The sequence below is a fragment of the Rhodanobacter sp. sgz306013 genome, assembly GCF_057031145.1.
On sequence record NZ_JBXCIJ010000002.1, the window covers coordinates 634833 to 652195 of the forward strand.

The 17363-nt window shown below is 70.9% G+C and carries 20 protein-coding genes; 11 read left to right on the forward strand and 9 right to left on the reverse strand.

Going from position 1 to position 17363, the window contains the following annotated elements:
• Positions 1-328: 328 nt before the first annotated feature.
• From AC2EWF_RS07770 to AC2EWF_RS07790, 5 genes are all read left to right on the forward strand, one after another.
• A complete protein-coding gene (locus AC2EWF_RS07770) occupies positions 329-850 on the forward strand; it encodes a c-type cytochrome (RefSeq protein ID WP_483638784.1) in 522 nt (173 codons plus the stop codon).
• Positions 851-1068: 218 nt separating this feature from the next.
• Positions 1069-1755 carry an alpha/beta hydrolase gene (locus AC2EWF_RS07775; RefSeq protein WP_483638785.1) on the forward strand — a complete coding sequence of 229 codons (687 nt, stop codon included), beginning with the start codon at positions 1069-1071 and terminating at the stop codon, positions 1753-1755.
• Between the two features lie 27 nt (positions 1756-1782).
• Complete coding sequence (zapE, locus tag AC2EWF_RS07780) at positions 1783-2901, forward strand: cell division protein ZapE (RefSeq protein ID WP_483638786.1); 1119 nt, start codon at positions 1783-1785, stop codon at positions 2899-2901.
• A gap of 388 nt (positions 2902-3289) precedes the next feature.
• On the forward strand, positions 3290-5089 hold the full coding sequence (locus AC2EWF_RS07785) for a putative bifunctional diguanylate cyclase/phosphodiesterase (protein WP_483638787.1): 1800 nt from the start codon (positions 3290-3292) through the stop codon (positions 5087-5089).
• Positions 5090-5121: 32 nt separating this feature from the next.
• Positions 5122-5529 (forward strand): peptidase C13, encoded by a 408-nt coding sequence (locus AC2EWF_RS07790; protein ID WP_483638788.1) that lies wholly within the window; start codon positions 5122-5124, stop codon positions 5527-5529.
• Here AC2EWF_RS07790 and AC2EWF_RS07795 read toward each other — a convergent pair.
• Together AC2EWF_RS07795 and gpmA are read right to left on the reverse strand one after the other, a co-directional pair.
• A complete protein-coding gene (locus AC2EWF_RS07795; RefSeq protein ID WP_483638789.1) occupies positions 5515-6066 on the reverse strand; it encodes a CcdC protein domain-containing protein in 552 nt (183 codons plus the stop codon). The genes AC2EWF_RS07790 and AC2EWF_RS07795 overlap by 15 nt on opposite strands.
• A 113-nt stretch (positions 6067-6179) precedes the next feature.
• Complete coding sequence (gpmA, locus tag AC2EWF_RS07800; RefSeq protein WP_483638790.1) at positions 6180-6923, reverse strand: 2,3-diphosphoglycerate-dependent phosphoglycerate mutase; 744 nt, start codon at positions 6921-6923, stop codon at positions 6180-6182.
• A gap of 124 nt (positions 6924-7047) precedes the next feature.
• Between gpmA and AC2EWF_RS07805 the strand changes: the two genes are divergently transcribed.
• Both AC2EWF_RS07805 and AC2EWF_RS07810 read left to right on the forward strand, forming a co-directional pair.
• A complete protein-coding gene (locus tag AC2EWF_RS07805) occupies positions 7048-7710 on the forward strand; it encodes a DUF4097 family beta strand repeat-containing protein (protein ID WP_483638791.1) in 663 nt (220 codons plus the stop codon).
• A gap of 85 nt (positions 7711-7795) precedes the next feature.
• Positions 7796-8017, forward strand: coding sequence for a hypothetical protein (locus tag AC2EWF_RS07810; RefSeq protein WP_483638792.1), 222 nt, complete (start codon positions 7796-7798; stop codon positions 8015-8017).
• 12 nt (positions 8018-8029) lie between these two features.
• Here the strand turns inward: AC2EWF_RS07810 and hemF are convergent, their stop codons facing one another.
• Complete coding sequence (gene hemF / locus AC2EWF_RS07815; RefSeq protein ID WP_483638793.1) at positions 8030-8932, reverse strand: oxygen-dependent coproporphyrinogen oxidase; 903 nt, start codon at positions 8930-8932, stop codon at positions 8030-8032.
• A 163-nt stretch (positions 8933-9095) separates the two neighbouring features.
• Here hemF and AC2EWF_RS07820 point away from each other — a divergent pair, with 163 nt between their 5' ends.
• Genes AC2EWF_RS07820 through AC2EWF_RS07830 form a run of 3 tightly spaced genes read left to right on the forward strand, consistent with a single transcriptional unit; the run spans position 9096 to position 11847 of the window.
• On the forward strand, positions 9096-10292 hold the full coding sequence (locus AC2EWF_RS07820; RefSeq protein ID WP_483638794.1) for a beta-ketoacyl-ACP synthase: 1197 nt from the start codon (positions 9096-9098) through the stop codon (positions 10290-10292).
• Positions 10289-11080, forward strand: coding sequence for a beta-ketoacyl synthase chain length factor (locus tag AC2EWF_RS07825; RefSeq protein ID WP_483638795.1), 792 nt, complete (start codon positions 10289-10291; stop codon positions 11078-11080). Before AC2EWF_RS07820 ends, AC2EWF_RS07825 begins: the two co-directional genes overlap by 4 nt.
• Positions 11077-11847 carry a glycosyltransferase family 2 protein gene (locus AC2EWF_RS07830; RefSeq protein WP_483638796.1) on the forward strand — a complete coding sequence of 257 codons (771 nt, stop codon included), beginning with the start codon at positions 11077-11079 and terminating at the stop codon, positions 11845-11847. Before AC2EWF_RS07825 ends, AC2EWF_RS07830 begins: the two co-directional genes overlap by 4 nt.
• Here the strand turns inward: AC2EWF_RS07830 and AC2EWF_RS07835 are convergent.
• Both AC2EWF_RS07835 and AC2EWF_RS07840 read right to left on the reverse strand, forming a co-directional pair.
• Entirely contained in the window at positions 11837-12760 is a 924-nt protein-coding gene (locus AC2EWF_RS07835; protein WP_483638797.1) for an LpxL/LpxP family acyltransferase, read from the reverse strand. The genes AC2EWF_RS07830 and AC2EWF_RS07835 overlap by 11 nt on opposite strands.
• 33 nt (positions 12761-12793) lie before the next feature.
• On the reverse strand, positions 12794-13066 hold the full coding sequence (locus AC2EWF_RS07840) for a phosphopantetheine-binding protein (protein ID WP_483638798.1): 273 nt from the start codon (positions 13064-13066) through the stop codon (positions 12794-12796).
• A gap of 424 nt (positions 13067-13490) precedes the next feature.
• On the opposite strand from AC2EWF_RS07840, the gene AC2EWF_RS07845 reads away from it, so the two are divergent.
• A complete protein-coding gene (locus tag AC2EWF_RS07845; protein ID WP_483638799.1) occupies positions 13491-14414 on the forward strand; it encodes a chorismate transformation FkbO/Hyg5 family protein in 924 nt (307 codons plus the stop codon).
• Here AC2EWF_RS07845 and AC2EWF_RS07850 read toward each other — a convergent pair.
• The 4 genes from AC2EWF_RS07850 to AC2EWF_RS07865 all read right to left on the reverse strand — a co-directional run bounded on the left by AC2EWF_RS07850 (position 14405) and on the right by AC2EWF_RS07865 (position 17347).
• Positions 14405-14641 carry a hypothetical protein gene (locus AC2EWF_RS07850; protein WP_483638800.1) on the reverse strand — a complete coding sequence of 79 codons (237 nt, stop codon included), beginning with the start codon at positions 14639-14641 and terminating at the stop codon, positions 14405-14407. The two genes, AC2EWF_RS07845 and AC2EWF_RS07850, sit on opposite strands and share 10 nt — an antisense overlap.
• 51 nt (positions 14642-14692) lie before the next feature.
• A complete protein-coding gene (gene glmU, locus AC2EWF_RS07855) occupies positions 14693-16066 on the reverse strand; it encodes a bifunctional UDP-N-acetylglucosamine diphosphorylase/glucosamine-1-phosphate N-acetyltransferase GlmU (RefSeq protein ID WP_483638801.1) in 1374 nt (457 codons plus the stop codon).
• Positions 16067-16158: 92 nt separating this feature from the next.
• Positions 16159-16695, reverse strand: coding sequence for a hypothetical protein (locus AC2EWF_RS07860; RefSeq protein ID WP_483639130.1), 537 nt, complete (start codon positions 16693-16695; stop codon positions 16159-16161).
• A gap of 229 nt (positions 16696-16924) precedes the next feature.
• The gene (locus AC2EWF_RS07865) at positions 16925-17347 is read right to left on the reverse strand and encodes a F0F1 ATP synthase subunit epsilon (RefSeq protein ID WP_483638802.1); all 423 of its coding nucleotides are present in this window, start codon (positions 17345-17347) and stop codon (positions 16925-16927) included.
• Positions 17348-17363 lie beyond the last annotated feature (16 nt).

Consider the following 17363-nt stretch of genomic DNA (forward strand, 5'->3'; position numbering starts at 1 on the left):
TAGGTGCAGTGCAACGAAATGGAACAATGCCAGTTGACAGGGGTGGGGCATGACCGATGGCAGGGATGCGCTCCCGCCGCGCTGCGGCGCATTGGACATGCATCCAGCGTCACGGTTCCTCATTGCAGCGGCGCGACAGATCGCCGCTGCATGCGCCCGGAAACTTGCCGGCCGCTTCGTCTATACTCCGGGCCTTGCGCCTGCCCGACCGGCCGCCCTGCGTCGCGGCCATGGCAGGTGCGGGCCCGCGGCAGCCGACTGGCATGCCGGGTGCCACAGGGGCCTTCCGGACGATCCACCGACCTGGAGTACATACGTGAGCGGTTCCATGAACAATTCCGACCGGGCTTTCGTGCACCAGTTCGCCAAGCTGATCGGCGGCCTGGCGGCACTGACCGTTGTGCTGATCCTGACCGCCCTGGCGATCTACAGCCACGAACCCAAGGAAACCGACCCGAATGTGCAGGCGCAGGTGGCCGCGCGGCTCGCGCCCGTCGGCGCGGTGTACGCCGGCAACACCGGCCGCGCCGCGATGCAGGCCGCCGCCGATGCAGCCGCCAAGGCCGCCGCCTCGCAGGTCGCCTATGGCGGCACCACTGACGGCAAGGAGATCTACGGCCAGCTGTGCCACAGCTGCCACACCGCCGGCGTGGCCGGCGCGCCCAAACTGGGCGACAAGGCGATGTGGGCGCCGCGCATCGCGCAGGGCCTGGACACCTTGATCAAGCACGCCACCGAGGGTTACCACGGCCCCGACGGCAACTTCATGCCGCCCAAGGGCGGCAACCCCGCGCTCACCGACGCGCAGGTCAAGGCGGCAGTCACCTGGATCGTGGGCCAGGCCAAGTAGGGAACCGCCCCGCCACAAAGCGAATGCAGCGCCGCCCTCGGGCGGCGCTTCTGTTTGCCTCTCTCCTCGCCCCTTGGGCCGGCACCATCCAGGGCCCCTGCCCGCGGGCCCGATCGCGGGAGGTGGCGGGGGAAGATGCGGGCACCGCGGAAAGCAGGCCCTCGCTCGCGAGGCAGGCGCAGGCCGGGCGGCGGGAAAGCCTCCGCTACAATGCCCGCATGAATCTCCCCGAACTCCCGCCCAACCCCGCCAGCTTTCCCGCGGAAGCGGCCGCGTTCACGCTCACCGGCCCCGCCGGCGCGCTGGAATGCATCAGCGACGTCGCCGAACGCACCGATGCGCGGCGGGGGGTAGTGGTGGTGTGCCACCCCAATCCCGTGCAGGGCGGCACCATGCACAACAAGGTGGTGACCATGCTGGAGCGCGCGCTGCGCGAATCGGGGCTGGACACGCTGAGATTCAACTTCCGCGGCACCGGCGCCTCCGAAGGCAGCTACGACGACGGCAACGGCGAGAGCGAGGATCTTGCGGCTGTGACGGCCTGGCTGCGCCGCGTGCGTCCGGGCGACGCGCTGTGGCTGGCCGGTTTCTCGTTCGGCAGCTACGTGACCATCCGCAACGCGGTGCGGCTCGAGGCCGATGCGCTGGTCAGCATCGCGCCGCCGGTGGGCCGCTGGTCGATGGCGGACGACGTGTTGCCCGCCTGCCCATGGCTGGTGGTGATGGGCGAGGCCGACGAGGTGGTGGAACCGCAGGCGGTGTTCGACTGGATCGCCGGCATGGACAAGCCACCCGAGCTGATCCGCATGCCGGAGACCGGCCACTTCTTCCACCGCCGGCTGATGGACCTGCGCGGCGCGGTGAAGCACGCCGTCGCCGACTGGCTGCCGCCGCCGCGCGGCTGATCCCGCGCTCCCCACGACGCCCGCATCATGAGTGAACCCCTCCCGCCCGCACCGAGCGTGCGCTACCACGAAGGCGTGGCTGCACACCGCTGGCAATCCGATCCCGCACAGCTCGCGGTGCTGCCCGAGTTCGACCGCCTGCACGCCGCGCTGTGCGCCACGGCGAACGGCAACGGCGGCCTGTTCGGGCGGCTGAAGTCGCTGCTCGCCAGCGAGGCCGCGGCGCCACCGCAAGGCCTGTACCTGTGGGGCACGGTGGGGCGCGGCAAGACCTTCCTGATGGATCTGTTCGCCGCCAGCCTGCCGCACGGCGTGGTGCTGCGCAGGCATTTCCACCGCTTCATGGGCGAGGTGCACGAACGCCTGCGCGAGCTCGGCGAACGCCAGGATCCGCTGACCGAGGTGGCCGCCGGCCTCGCCGCGCGCTGCCGGGTGCTGTGCCTGGACGAATTCCTGGTCAACGACATCGGCGATGCGATGGTCCTCGCCCGCCTGCTGGAATGCCTGTTCGCGCGGGGCGTGGCGCTGGTCACCACCTCGAACACCGCGCCTGCGAACCTCTACAGGGACGGCCTGCAGCGCGCGCGCTTCCTGCCCGCGATCGCGCTGCTCGAACGGCACTGCCGCGTGGTCGAGATGGCCTCCTCGCACGACTGGCGGCTGCGCGCACTGAGCCAGGCGGCGGTGTACCACACGCCACCCGGCGCGGAGGCGCACCGCGCGCTGGAGCGCCTTTTCCGGGACCATGCGCGCGGCGGGATCCGCGAAGGCGGCGTACTGCACGTGAACAGCCGCGACATCCCGCTGCGCAAGCGTGCCGACAACATCCTGTGGTTCGACTTCGCCGCGCTGTGCGAGGGTCCGCGCGCGGTGGCCGACTACATCGCACTGGCCAAGGCCGGCCCCGCGGTCATCGTCTCCGACGTGCCGCAGTTCACCGTCTACAGCGAGGACGCCGCCAAGCGCTTCGTGCAACTGGTGGACGAGTTCTACGACCGCCACGTGAAGCTGGTGCTCTCCGCGGCCGCACCGATCACCGAGCTATACGACGGCGAGCGCCTGCGCGCCGAATTCGGCCGCACCGAGTCCCGGCTGATCGAGATGCAGAGCAAGGAATATCTGGCGTTGCCGCACCGCAACGACTGAGGACGGCTGCGCCTCCCACGGATGGCCCGCGCCGCGGGCTGACTGCCCGCTGCCAGCGGAAAACCAGGACAGGCTGGGAACGTCGACGGAGGACCTCGGTTTTGAGGAGCCGGGAGCGGACCTCCGTCCACGGCACCGCGATGGCGCCGGGATGAGCGGGGAGTACCGACCGGGCCCGCAAGAGTGCCGTCGAATCCCTGCCGCGCGGCAGCATGCAGCCCGGCATGCCAACCGGGCAGGCTCCCGTCACCCGCCACCACCCGATGGCCACGGCGCGGCAGGGCGACCCGTGCGGAGAACGCGAACAGGCCTCGAGCATTGTCACCACCCCGTCCCCGCAGTAGCCTCCCGGAGTGCGCACCACGCTGCCGCGCAGGGGGATGGGACGATGGATATCTGGCAGGGTCCGCTCCCTGGCGGGCGGCCCGACACCGACCATGCGCCGGCAGTCATGCAGGCCGCCGATCACCATGCCTTGCCCGGCTTCGAGGCAGTGGCGCGGCTGGCAGCCGGCGCGCTGGGCGTGCCACTGGTCGCCCTGCTGCTGACCGATGGCAGTGCGTTCTGGTACACCCCGCCCGGACTGCCGGATGCGCTGCCGCTCGACGACACGCTGCTCGCCATTTGCCGAGCCGCCATGCACCATGGCAAAGCCGAGCTGTTGCCCGACGCACGCGAGGACCTCCGCTTCCTGTCCGCCGGCGACGGTTCCGCGCAGGCCGGGGTCGGCTTTTTCGCCTGCGAACCGGTATTCGGCCTCGGTGGACAGAAACTGGGCGTGCTGCTCGCCCTGGATCACAACCCGCACCCGATGCCGCCCGCAGGCGCCCATGCCGCCCTGCGCGACGCGGCGTCGCTGGCCGGGACCGGCGCGACCCTGCGCAGCTACCTCAACCGTACCGACCCGGCCACTGGCCTGCCGCATCGCAGCGCCTTCTTCGCCGACCTCCGCACGCACCTGCCGGGCGACGACGATACGGCCTGGATCGTCGCCATCGAGGCGGCGCCGGTCGCGCGTTTCAACGCCCTTGTCCGCGCCATGGGCCACGTCTACGCCGATGCGCTGATGCGCGCGATGGCCGAACGGACGCAGGCCTGGATGTCGCCGGACATGCAGCTCTACCAGGTCGGCGCGTCGCGCCTGGCGGTCCTTTCGGCCGGCCGGCACGAAGCATTGCCTCCCGCGCGCCTGGACGACCTGGTGGCCACGCTACGCGTCCCCATCGACTGCCTCGGCGTGCCGCTGAGCCTGCAGCCGGGCGTGGGGCTGCTCAAGGTCGAGGCGCACGAATTGCGCGGCGGCGATCCGCTACGGCGCGTGATGAGCGCCTCGCACGTCGCGCAGGACAGCGGACGCGGCTGGGCCGTGTACGAGCACAGCCAGGACGAGCGCCAGCGCCAGGAGTTTTTCCTGGTCACCGAGCTGGCGGCCGCGCTGTCCGAGCGCACCGAGCTGGAACTGCATTACCAGCCGCGCGTGGAGCTGGCCAGCGGCCGCTGCGTGGCGCTGGAAGCGCTGGCGCGCTGGCGCCACCCCACCCTGGGCGCGGTCTCGCCCGCGACCTTCGTGCCGCTCGCCGAGCAGGCCGGCCTGATGCGCACGCTGACCGACTGGGTGCTCGACCATGGCCTCGCGCAGCTGGCCGAGTGGCTGCGCGACGGGCTTACCGTGCGGCTGTCGCTCAACGTGTCCAGCATCGACCTGGACGCGACGCTGCAGCAGCGCCTCGCCGCGGCGGCGCAGCGCCACGGCGTGCCGCTGGCCCGGCTGGAACTGGAGTTCACCGAGAGCACCGCCATCCACCACAGCGAGCTCACCCGCGACGTGCTCGTCGCGTTGCGCCAGGACGGCGTGGGCATCGCCATCGACGACTTCGGCATCGGCTACAGCAACCTCGACGCGCTGCGCCGGATGCCGGCCACCAGCCTGAAGATCGACCAGTCACTGGTGCGCGGCCTCGACAGCCGCCTGCATGACGCCGCGATCGTGCGCGCGATGGCGGCGCTCGGGCACGACCTCGGCTTTCGCGTGGTGATGGAGGGCGTGGAGACCGGGCGCGTGATGGCCGCCGTGCGCGACATGAGCTGCGACGAGGTGCAAGGCTATTACATCGCGCACCCGATGCCGGGCGCGGCGGTGGCCGGCTGGCTGCGCGATTACGCCGCGTCCGCCACGACGAGCTGCTAAGGTCGCGGCAAAACCGTCGCCGGAAGCCCCGCATGTCCATCGCCCTTGCCCTCGCCCTGCTGCTGGGCGGCGCCCCGTCGAATGGCGGCGCCGATTTCGAAACGCGCGTGCACCAGGCGAAGATGGCCGAGGCCGCCGCCACCGGACCGGCCTACCAGAAGGCGTTGTGGGGCAAGATCGGCAACCCCACCACCGATGCCTACAGGGGTTGCCTCGCCGGCAACAAGCTGGGAGACAAGTCGCCTTTCACCCTGGTGCTGGACGTGGACGCGCAGGGCAAGCCGCAGCACGTCGTGGTGCAGCCGGCGACCAGGGTGGCCACCTGCATGGCGGCCCGGTTCGCCGGCTGGACCTTCCCCTTGCCGCCGGCGTCCCCGCAGCCCTACCCGCTGGAGATCGACTTCAGCGTAGCGCCGGGAATGGACTCAGGCGGCGGCTAGGCGCGACTGCTGCCAGCGCCGGTGGTGCACCAGCAAGCCGACGTAGTAGGCGATGTAATAACCCACCAGCAGACCGATCACGAGCATGGTCAGCGGGCTGGACTGGTAGCCCATCTGCATGCCCGTGCCCGGCGACGCGCCGACGGCCAGCGCCTGGGCCTGCTGCATCTGCGGCCACAGCACGAGGAGGCGCCAGGCCAGGCGTCCCAGCAGCAGCGCAGTGAGCACGGCGCCGATCCACGGGTTCGGCACGTAGCAGTCGCCCTTCAGCGGGTCGGCCTCGAAGCGGGTCAGGCGCAAGCCGAGCAGGCCCAGCGCCGCGCCCATCGCCGCGCCGCCCAGCACGCCCTCGGCCAGCCGGATGTCCCGCAGCCCGCCCAGCATCAGCAGGCAGCCGATCACCGCGAAGATCACGATGCGCACCGTCATCCGCTGGCGCCGGATCGGCTGGCGGCCGAACTGGCGGCTGATCCGGCGCCAGACCATCAAGGCCATCAGCGGCACGATGATGGCGTAGCTCATCAGGTGGGAGGGCACGGTCGGCGCGTCCGGCGGGAAGGATGCGCGCAGCCTAGCCGAGATGCATTCGCCGCGCGATTGACGCGGCACAGCCCTCGCGCATGACGCCTGTCATGCACGCACCAGCGGCCTTACTTCGCCTTGCCCTGGTTGGCGACCGCGGCCATCTTCGCCTCGATCGCGGCGGCGTCACCCAGGTAGTAGCGCTTCAGCGGCTTCAGCTCCGCATCGAACTCGTATACCAGCGGCACGCCGTTCGGGATGTTCATTTCCACGATGTCGGCGTCGGAGATGCCGTCGAGGTACTTCACCAGCGCGCGCAGCGAGTTGCCGTGCGCGGCCACCACCACGCGCCGGCCGGACCTGATCGCCGGCGCCAGCACCTCGTGCCAGTACGGCAGCACGCGGGCCACGGTGTCCTTCAGGCACTCGGTGTCGGGAATCTGCGCGGGCGCGAGCGCGGCGTAGCGCGGATCGTGCACTGCCTCGTTCGCCGCGCGCTCCAGCGGCGGCGGCGGGATGTCGTAGCTGCGGCGCCATACCTTCACCTGCGCGTCGCCGTACTTCGCCGCGGTCTCGGCCTTGTTGAGGCCGGTGAGCGCACCGTAGTGGCGCTCGTTGAGGCGCCAGTCGGTATGCACCGGCAGCCACATCAGGTCCATCGCGTCGAGCACGCCCCACAACGTGCGCACCGCGCGTTTCAGCACCGAGGTGTGCGCCACGTCGAAGGCGTAGCCCTCGTGCTTCAGCAGCTCGCCCGCCTCGCGCGCTTCTTCCATGCCCAGCGTGGTGAGGTCCACATCGGCCCAGCCGCTGAAGCGGTTGTCGAGGTTCCACTGCGACTGGCCGTGGCGGATCAGGACGAGCTTGTGCATGGCGGCGCTTCTTGGCGGGAAAGGCGAAATGGTAGCGGCAGCAGCCGCCCCTGCCAAAGGTCACGCCAACCATTCGGCGTCGAGGTGCATCCCAGTGATACCACTCGCCGAACGGAGTCCCGCCATGCGCCGCGTCCTGCTTTCCCTTGCCATCCTCTGGGCCGTCCTGCTGCCGCTGGCTGCCGTCGCCGCGGACAACGACATCGACAAGGTCAACGGCAGCGTGCAGGTGGATGCCGGCCAGCATGCCGGCGACGTCAGCTCGGTGAACGGCAGCGTGCATGTCGGCAACCACGCCGTGGTGCAGAAGGCCAGCACCGTCAACGGTTCGGTGGACCTCGGCGCGCAGGCCCGCGCCGGCGAACTGGGCACGGTGAACGGCGCGATCCGGCTCGCCGCCGGCAGCCAGGTCGCCGGCAAGGTCGAAGCGGTCAATGGCGCCATCAGCCTTGCCCAGGGGGCGCAGGTGGACGGCCACCTCTCCAACGTCAACGGCGCCATCACCCTCGCCGCCGCCCACGTCGCCGGCGGCCTCGAAACCGTGGCGGGCGACATCACCGTGGGCGCCGGCTCGCACGTCGAAGGGGGCATCCTGGTCGACAAGCCGAACAACGGCTGGTTCCGCTGGGGCAGCGAGCGCAAGCCGGTGATCGTGATCGGTCCGCACGCGGTGGTGCAGGGCACCCTGGAGTTTCGCCGCGAGGTGGTGCTCAAGGTCAGCGACAGCGCCCAGATCGGGACGGTGAAGGGTGCTGCCGTGGAGCGGTTCCACGGGGATGCGCCGTAAGCCACGAAACGGCTTCCACGCCACGACGGAACACCCGAACCACTAACCGCGAGCCACCGTCCGGGTGGCGCGCCGGGAGACTGCCATGAACACCCGAATCATCGTCGCGGCCGTCGTCGCCGCGTCGCTGGCCGCCTGCGCCCGCACACCCGTGAACCACGACGCGCTTCGCCAGCGTGCCGAACGCAGCTGCCGCGTCCAGGCCTCCGTATCGAAGGCCTATGCGGCCGATGGCACCGGCGTGGGCATGCGCAGCGTCGCCTATGTCCGCTGCCTGCGCACGGCAGGCTTCAGGGACGAGGCGTGAGGCGGGCGAGCACTACAGCCAGTCCCGCGGCTTCAGGTATTCCGTCAGCCGCGCCTCGGCGGAGCCAGCCTCCGGCTGGTACCCGTATTCGAAGCGCACCCGTGGCGGCAGGCTCATCAGGATTGATTCCGTGCGGCCGCCCGACTGCAGCCCGAACAGCGTGCCGCGGTCGTAGACCAGGTTGAACTCCACGTAGCGGCCGCGCCGGTACAACTGGAATTCGCGCTCGCGCTCGCCGTAGGGCGTGTCGCGCCGCCGCGCGGCGATCGGCAGGTAGGCATCGAGGAAGCCCTGGCCCACAGCCTTGGTGAAATCGAGGCAGCGCTCGAAACCGCCTTCGTCGAGGTCGTCGTAGAACAGTCCGCCCACGCCGCGCGTCTCGCCGCGGTGCTTGAGCGTGAAGTACTCGTCGCACCACCTTTTGAAACGCGGGTAGATGTCCGCGCCGAACGGCGTGCACAGGTCGCGCGCCACGGTGTGCCAGTGCACCACGTCCTCGTCGAACGGATAGTACGGGGTCAGGTCGAAGCCGCCACCGAACCACCACACCGGCTCCACGCCCGGTTTGCTGGCTTCGAAGTAGCGCACGTTCGCATGCGTGGTCGGCACGTAGGGATTGTTCGGATGCAGCACCAGCGACACGCCGGTGGCGACGAAGCTGCCGCCGCCGAGCTCCGGCCGGTGCGCGGTGGCGCTGGGCGGCAACGGGTGGCCGCCGACGCGCGAGAAGTTCACGCCGGCCTGCTCGAACAGCGCGCCGTCACGCATCACCCGGGTACGCCCGCCGCCGCCCGCCGCGCGTGTCCAGGCGTCTTCGATGAAAGCTGCCGAACCGTCGAGTTGTTCGAGCGCCCCGCAGATGCGGTCCTGCAGTTCGCGCAGGAAGGTTTCGGCGCGGTCGGCCTGTTCGCTCATCGCGGTGACTCCGTGGGCATCGGTGCCAGCTTAGCAAGAGCGGACCTCGCCACCGCTGCGGCACGGCGCCGCGCGATCCCGCTCTGGGGCAGGCAACGCCGCAGCTGAACGCGCGCCCGCCCGCAAGCTAGGCAGGGCAGGGGCCGCTCGCTACGCTGGCGCGATGACGACACCGATGCGCCCGCTCGCGGTCAGCGCCTGCACGGTCAGCTCCGCGCTGGGCCGCGGGCTGCAAGCCCAGCACGATGCGCTGCGACATGGCCGCAGCGGCCTGCGCCCCAACGATTTCGGCAGCGCGCCGCGGCTGGGCTGGATCGGCCGCGTGGCGGAAGTCGAAGCGGACGCCTTGCCGGCCGCGCTGGCCGGCTGGGATTGCCGCAATCACCGTCTCGCCTGGCTGGGCCTGCGGCAGGACGGCTTCCTCGACCGTGTGCAGGCGGCGCGCGTACGTTACGGCGCGCGCCGCGTGGCGCTGTTGCTGGGCACCTCCACCGCCAGCATCGGCGCCACCGAAGAGGCATACCGCCGGCTCGATGGCGACGGCCGTTTTCCCGCCGACCTGCGCCGCCCTGCGCTGCACGCGCCGGATTCGCTGAGCGCGTTCGTCGCCGCCGCGCTGGCGCTGGAAGGTCCCTGTCTGACGATTTCCACCGCCTGCTCGTCCAGCGCCAAGGTATTTGCCAGCGCGGCGCGCCTGCTGGCGCTGGGCCTCGCCGACGCGGCCGTGGTCGGCGGCGTGGACAGCCTCTGCGACAGCGTGCTGTTCGGCTTCAACGCACTGGAGCTGATCTCGACCGCCGCCTGCCGGCCGTTCGATGCGGCGCGCGACGGCATCTCGATCGGCGAGGCGGCCGGCTTCGCGCTGCTGGAGCGCGCCGACGCCGCGCCGCAGGCGCCTCGCCTGCTCGGCTACGGCGAGGCCAGCGACGCCTGGCACATGTCCTCGCCGCATCCCGACGGCCACGGCGCGGAGCTGGCGCTGGACGCGGCACTGGCCCGTGCCGGCCTGGACGCCGCGCAAGTGGACTACGTGAACCTGCACGGCACCGCAAGCCGTCAGAACGACGCGATGGAAGCCGCGCTGCTGGCGCGCCGCTTTCCCGCGACCGCGCGCGCGAGTTCGACCAAGGGCTTTACCGGCCACACGCTGGGTGCGGCGGGCATCGTCGAAGCCACCATCGCGCTGCAGGCGATCGAGCACGGCTTCGTGCCCGGCAACCTCGGCGCCGTCGCGCCCGATCCCGCCTGCGGACCGCAATTCGCCTGGCAGGGCGAGACGCGACGCATCGACGTGGCACTCAGCAATTCCTTCGGCTTCGGCGGCAACAATGCCTGCCTCGTGTTCGGGCGCGCACCATGAGCCACATGCAACTGCACGTCGAAGGCGTCGGGCTGTGGTCGCCGCAGCTCGCGGACTTTGCCGCCTTGTGCGCCCGGCTCGGCGGCGACATGCCCGCCGCACCCGGTGCGCCTGCCGCCGCGCTGCTGCCGGCGAACGAGCGGCGCCGGGCCCCGGAGGCCGTGCGCCTCGCGGTGGAAGTCGCGGGCCAGGCGCTGGCGATGAGCGGCCGCGACCCCGGCACGCTGGCCTGCGTGTTCGCTTCGGCGCATGGCGACCAGGTGACCACCGACGCGATCTGCGCAACGCTGGCGCGCGCACCCGCCGAACTCTCGCCCACCCGCTTCCACCATTCCGTGCACAACGCGCCAGCCGGCTACTGGACCATCGCCACCGGCTGCCGTGCGCCGTCCAGCGCGGTCTGCGCCGGCGCCCGCAGCTTTGCCGCCGCGCTGCTGGAAGCGTCCACCCAGGCGCTTGCCGAGCAGCGCCCGGTGCTGCTGGTATGCAGCGACATCGCGGGACACACCCCTCTGCTGGAAATGACCGGCTGCGGCCGCGCTTTCGGCTGTGCGCTGCTGCTGGCGCCGGACGCGGGCGCGACCACGCTGGCGCGGCTGCGGCTGGAGCTGCCGCCGGATCACGTGTCGTCCACGCCGCCGCCCGCTACGCTGGCCGACACGGCGCCGGGCAATCCCGCCGCCGCCGCCCTGCCGCTGCTGTCGCGGCTGGCCGAAGCCCGCGGCCGCTGCCGGCTTGAGCTCGCCGCTGCACTGGACTTGCTGATCGACGTGGAGCCTGCTGCGTGAACGCTGCCCTGCCCCGCTGGTGCGTGCTGATTCCCTGCCTCAACGAGGAGGCGGCGATCCGTGGCGTGGTCGAGTCGGTGCTGGCGCTGAACGTCCCCGTCATCGTGGTCGACGACGGCTCGGACGACCGCACGCCGGAGATCCTGGCCACGCTGCCGGTGACGGTGCTGCGCCACGACCACCGCCAGGGCAAGGGCCAGGCCCTGCGCGACGGCTTCCGCGAGGCGCTGCGCCAGGGCTGCGAGGCCGTGCTGACGATGGACGGCGACGGCCAGCACCTGGCGGCCGACATCCCGCGCATCACGGCCGCGGCCGCTGCGTACCCCGGACAGCTGGTGATCGGCGCGCGCCTGCTCGACAAGGCGCAGCAGCCCAGGGCGCGCCGCCGCGCGAACGCGTTCGCCGACTGGGGCATTTCCTGGGGTTGCGGCCAGCCGGTGGCGGACACCCAGAGCGGCCAGCGCTGGTACCCGCGCGCCGCGCTGGACCTGGTCGACCTGCCGGCGCAGAACTTCGTGTTCGAGGCGGCGATCCTGATCGCGGCCTCGCGCGAGCTGGGCATGGGCGTGGTCTCGGTGCCGATCGCCTCGCGCTATCCACCCGGCGCCCGCGCCAGCCACCTGCGGCCGGTGCGCGACACCCTGCGCATCACCGCGTACACGGTCGGCCGCGTGCTGCACTACGGTCGCGTGGCGGAAAGCTACCGGCGCTCGCACACCGCTCCGCGGGTGATCGACGACATGCGCGGCCCGCTGATCAGCGTGTAGAGGCCCCGTCGGACCGCCGCCAGAAATCGTGGAAGTTGAACCAGTTGTACGGTGCCACCCGCACGTAGTGCTCCAGCCGCTGCGCGTAACGGGTCAGCAGCGCGTCCAGCGCCGGGCCACGCTGCCCGCGCGGAATCGCCACGCGCTCGGCGAACGGCTCGAACACCAGCCGGTAGCGGTTGCCGCCCAGGTAGAGACCGAAGCACAGCAGCACCGGCACCTCGAGCGCGTTCGCCAGCAGCCACGGCCCCACCGGCAGCGGCGCCGGCGCACCGAGGAAATCCACCTCACGTTGCGCCTCCTGCCCGCCGGCGCGATCGGCCAGCAGTGCCACCATCGCGCCCTGCCGGCACGCCTCGGCGGCGGCCAGCACCACGTTGGCGCCGCCTTGCGCGGCATCGATCACCGCCGCGCCTACGTCCGGCGCCAGCGCCTCCAGCAGCTCGGTCATCGCCGGCGTCCTGCCCTTGTCCAGCACCACGCGCAATGGCACGTCCGGGCGCCGGGCGCCAAGCGCGCGCAAGGCCTCGAAGCTGCCCTGGTGCGAACCGACCAGCAGCACGCCGCGGCCTTCGGCGATGCGCCGTTCCAGCTCCTCCAGCCCCTCGATCCCGATCGCGAAGCCGCGCTCGCCGTGCGCGAGCAGGAAGATCCGGTCCATCGTGGTGACCGCGTAGGCGTGGAACTGGCGCAGCATCGGCCACAGGCCGGGCGGATGCCCGAACACGCGCGCGAGGTATTGCCGCGAGGCGCGCCGCTCGGCGCCGCGGCGCAGGAAGAAATACAGCGTTACCGGGTACAGCAGCAGCAGCCCGAAGCGGCGGCCGCCGCGCAACGCCAGCGTGCGGATCAGCCACAGCGCGAAGCGGCCGCCGCCTTCGCCGTGCTGCCGCCAGTGCGCCGGCGTGCTCATGGCACGGACATGGCGCCGAAGCGCGTGACGGGTTCAGGCATCGGCGCGGTGCTGCTCGACATGCGCGCTGAGGTTGCGCAGGCTGGCGAAGATGCGCTGGTTGTCGGGATGGTCCGAACGCAGCTGGAAGCCGTAGCGCTTGGACACCGCCAGCGCGATCTCCAGCGCGTCGATCGAATCCAGCCCCAGTTCCCCCCCGAACAGCGGCGCGTCCGGGTCGATCCTCGCGGGGTCGACCGCTTCGAGGTTCAGGCTTTCCACGATCAGGGTGGCCAGCTCGTGCTGGGCAGGAGTCAATTCGGCCATGTGCGCGGAAGCTCGGGAAACGTCGTCGAAACAGTGAAAAGCGACGGCGAAGTGTAACATGGGGCCCTTGTCTTTCCCGGTTGAAGAGCCTGTTTATGGTCTCCACATGGCCCGCGTTGCTTTGCCGTGGTCGTCAGGTGGTGGCGCGTGGCGCTGGCCTGACTGGCTGTCAGGCCAAGCCGCGCGCCGCCGCATGGCGGCCACGGCACGGCAACCCGAAGGGCCGGGAACTGTCTGCGCGCACGCCGGCGTCATCACTCAGTCGTGGACGGACGTCCACTCCTTCGTTCTTCCTTGGCCTGCGCGCAGACAGTTCCCGGCGCGGGCCATGCGGAGACCATAAATAGGCTCCAGTATGCTCGAGGGTTGTGAAAGCCGATGGGCCGAGTCCCGCCCCGCGCGCGCGCCGCGCATTTCCTATCGCATGAACGATGCCGCCGCGTTGCTGGCCGAGCCCGGCACGCTGGCGGTGTTCGGCTTCGGCGGCCACGTCGTGGGCGAGGATGACCCGCGCTGGCTGCGCGTGCCGCTGGAAGCCTTCGACGCGCCCGCGTCGCTGGAGGCCTGGCAGGTCGACGGACCGGTGCAGCACGGCCGCCACGGTGCGCTACGCTGGTCGGCCGGCGGCGGCTGGCTTTACGCCGCGCTGGAGCTGGACGAACGCGAACACGGCGGACCCGCGGGTGCGGCCCGCGCCGCCTACGCGCAGCTGCGCGAGTTCGTCCGCAACCGCGACGAGCGGCAAGTGCTGCGCCTCTGGAACTACCAGGGCGCGATCAACCAGGGCGACGGCGACGCCGAGCGCTACAAGCTGTTCTGCGACGGACGTGCCGAGGGCTGCGGCGACTGGTTCGCCGGCTGCTACCCCGCCGCCACCGCGATCGGCCATCACGGTGATCCGCGCCTGCTGCAGGTCTACCTGCTGGCCAGCACGCAGGCCGGCACTGCGGTGGAGAACCCGCGCCAGGTCAGCGCCTGGCGTTACCCGCGCCAGTACGGCCGCACCGCGCCCGGCTTCGCCCGCGCGATGCGGCTGCCCGCGCAGGACGCGCTGGCGATCTCCGGTACCGCCGCCGTGGTGGGCCATGCCTCTGCCCATGCGGGCGACATCGCCGCCCAGCTCGACGAGATCCTGGTCAACCTCGAAGCACTGCTCGCCAGCGCCGGCATGCCCGCCGGCTTCGATACCCAGGCGCCCCTGAAAGCCTATGTGCGCCACGCCGCCGACGCCACCCGCGTGCGCGAGCTGCTCGGGCAGCGCCTGCCCGGCGTGCCGGTGCTGCTGCTGCACGGCGACGTCTGCCGCAGCGAATTGCTGGTGGAACTGGACGGCTGGCGCTATGCCTGAGCCCGGGCTCCGCGTCCGGCGTGCCTGGCAATCCAGTCCCAGCCGAGCGCGGTGACACCCCAGTGCGGGTAGACCGCGTACAGCAGGTCGCTGACCGAATGCGCGCGGCTGTCGATCGCCAGATACACCTGAAGCATGTACGCGAGCGCGGCCGACGTGACCAGCCATCCGGCCAGCGTCACCGGCCGGTGCAGCCAGCCAAGCGGAACAAACCAAGCCTGGTGCATGGGGTCCCCCGTATTCGAAACGTCTGTTCGCGCAAGCAGTCTGGCGCGGCCCTACTTTGACGCTTTTTCCGGCCGCCTCCACCCCGCCAGGGTGAGCTGGCGCCCACGCGCCACCGTGAGCTCGCCGGCAGGTGCATCGCGGGTGATCACCGAGCCGGCGCCGATGGTGGCCTGCGCACCCACGGTCACCGGAGCCACTAGGGCGCTGTTGGAGCCGATGAAGGCGCCGTCCTCGATGCGGGTGACGAACTTGTTCACGCCGTCGTAGTTGCAGGTGATGGTGCCGGCACCCACGTTGACGCCGCGGCCGATGACCGTGTCGCCGAGGTAGCTCAGGTGGTTGGCCTTGCTGTTCTCGCCGATGCGGGTCTTCTTGGTCTCGACGAAGTTGCCCACGTGCACGCCGGCGTCCAGTTCGGTGCCGGGGCGCAGCCGCGCGAACGGGCCGATGGTGCAGGGGCCATGGGTGACCACCCCCTCCAGGTCGCAGTGCGCCTGCACCACGGTGCCGGCGGCAAGGCGCACGTCCTTCAGCCGGACGAACGGGCCCACGCGCACCTCGTCGCCGAGGCTCACCGCGCCCTCGAGGATCACGTCGATATCCAGCTCCACGTCACGGCCGCTGCTCACCCCGCCACGCACATCGACCCGCGCAGGATCGGCAAGGCGTACGCCGGCGAGCTGCAGCGCGAGGGTGGCGCGCCGGCGGAACTCGGCCTCGAGCATCGAGAGCTGCATGGCGTCGTTGGCGCCGGAGGCCTCGACCGGATCGGCGCATTCCACGCTGAGCGCAGGGCGGTTTTCCTCGCTGGCCATCGCGAAGACATCGGTGAGGTAGAACTCGCCTTGCGCGTTGTCGCGATCGAGCCCGGCGATCCACACGCGCAGCGCCGCGGCGGATGCGACGAGGATGCCGGTGTTGACCACGTCGATTGCGCGCTGCTCCTCGCTGGCGTCCTTCTCCTCGATCACGCAGCGCACGTGGCCGTTGCCGTCGCGCAGCACGCGGCCATAGCCGCGCGGGTCGGCCACGCGGATCGCCAGCAGGCCGAAGCCGCCTTCGACCTGCACCAGCGTGCGCAGGGTCTCGGCGCGGATCAGCGGCACGTCGCCGTACAGCACCAGCACCTGCGCATCATCGGGAACTCCGGGCAGCGCCTGATCCACGGCGTGACCGGTACCAAGGCGCTCGGCCTGCAGTACCCAGTGCAGATCGTCCTGGCCTGCGAACGCAGCCCGCACCTCGTCGCCGCCATGGCCATAGACCACGTGGATCGCGGCAGGCTCCAGTGCACGCGCAGTGGCCAGCACGTGCGCCAGCAGCGGCCGGCCGGCCAGCGGCATCAGCACCTTGGGGCGCGCGGACTTCATGCGCGTGCCGGCGCCGGCGGCGAGGACGATGACGTGCAACGGGGCGTGGCTCATGCGTGCGCCTTGAGATGACCTGGCCGGGAAGTCTATCAGCCGGCCCCTGCCGAACTCCGGCCGCCCGCCAGGCCATGGCCTGGCGGTTCAGGTCAACCTTGCGCTGGCCCGGACGACACCGTTGCCCTGCCGGCGTGACATTCAAAGCGGAACGCGTAGACCAGGCTGAACGGCTTGGTGTCGCTGCCCACCTCGTGGGTGTTGCCGTCCGCGTCCGCGGCCCAGTGGCTGATCTGCAACGGAGCGAATTGCCATTGCATCACCGCCGCACGTACCGCGTCGAAAAACTGCGGCGCGCTGGCCGCGGCCGGAGCGCCGGCTACCGGATACTGCCGCACGTCGCTCGCCCTGCCCGTCGTGCCCACGATGACCTGTACCTGCACGGCCACGATCGGCAGGCATGCCGCGAGCTGCGCTGGCGGATAGACCGGCAACACGCGCTGGATCGTCCCGCCACCCGTTGCGACATCGCCCAGCGCGAGCTGGTAGTGCGCCATCTGGCCATCGTCGACCAGGTGGTAGCTCGTCGAACCCTCGTTGGGCGCCTTGGCGAGCGGCTGCGCGACGGTGGCGCAACCCGCCGTTCCCAGCGCGAACAGGCCCGCAAGCAGCGACATCATGCGCATCATCACGATGCATTTCCATGCAGTGGACGCGGACGACGCTATCAGATTACATGCGTAATTTAAAGTGCTGCTTCGCGACGCGCGGTGATGGGAGCCGGACACAAAAACGCCGGCGTGAAGCCGGCGTTCTTTCTACGTGGAGTCCATTGAAGCGACCGCTTCATCCCTGGGTGCGGCCATGCATGGCCGCTTTTTGACTTCAATGCTCTGCGCTCAAGGACGAGCGCACAAGTCAATGCTTGAGGTTCTTGCGCAACCGCTCCAACGCCTGCAGCTGGGCCATCGCCTGGGCCAGCTTTGCCTGCGCCTCGGAAACCTCCAGCGCGTCGGTGCGATTGGCCAGCGCGTCCTCGGCCTCCTTCTTCGCGCGCTGCGCCGCGGCCTCGTCCAGGTCGGCCGCGCGGATCGCGGTGTCGGCCAGCACGGTGGCCACCTGCGGCTGCACCTCGAGGATGCCCCCGGAGATGTAGAACTGCTGGCGCTCGCCCGCGGCCAGCACCACGTCGACGTGGCCCGGCTTGAGGCGGGTGATCAGCGGCGCGTGGCGCGGCGTGACGCCCAGCTCGCCCAGCTCGCCGGTGGCGACGAGCAGCGTCGCTTCGCCGGAGAAGATCTCGGCCTCGGCGCTGACGATGTCGACTCGGAGGGTGGTCATGGATGGTTACTCGTGA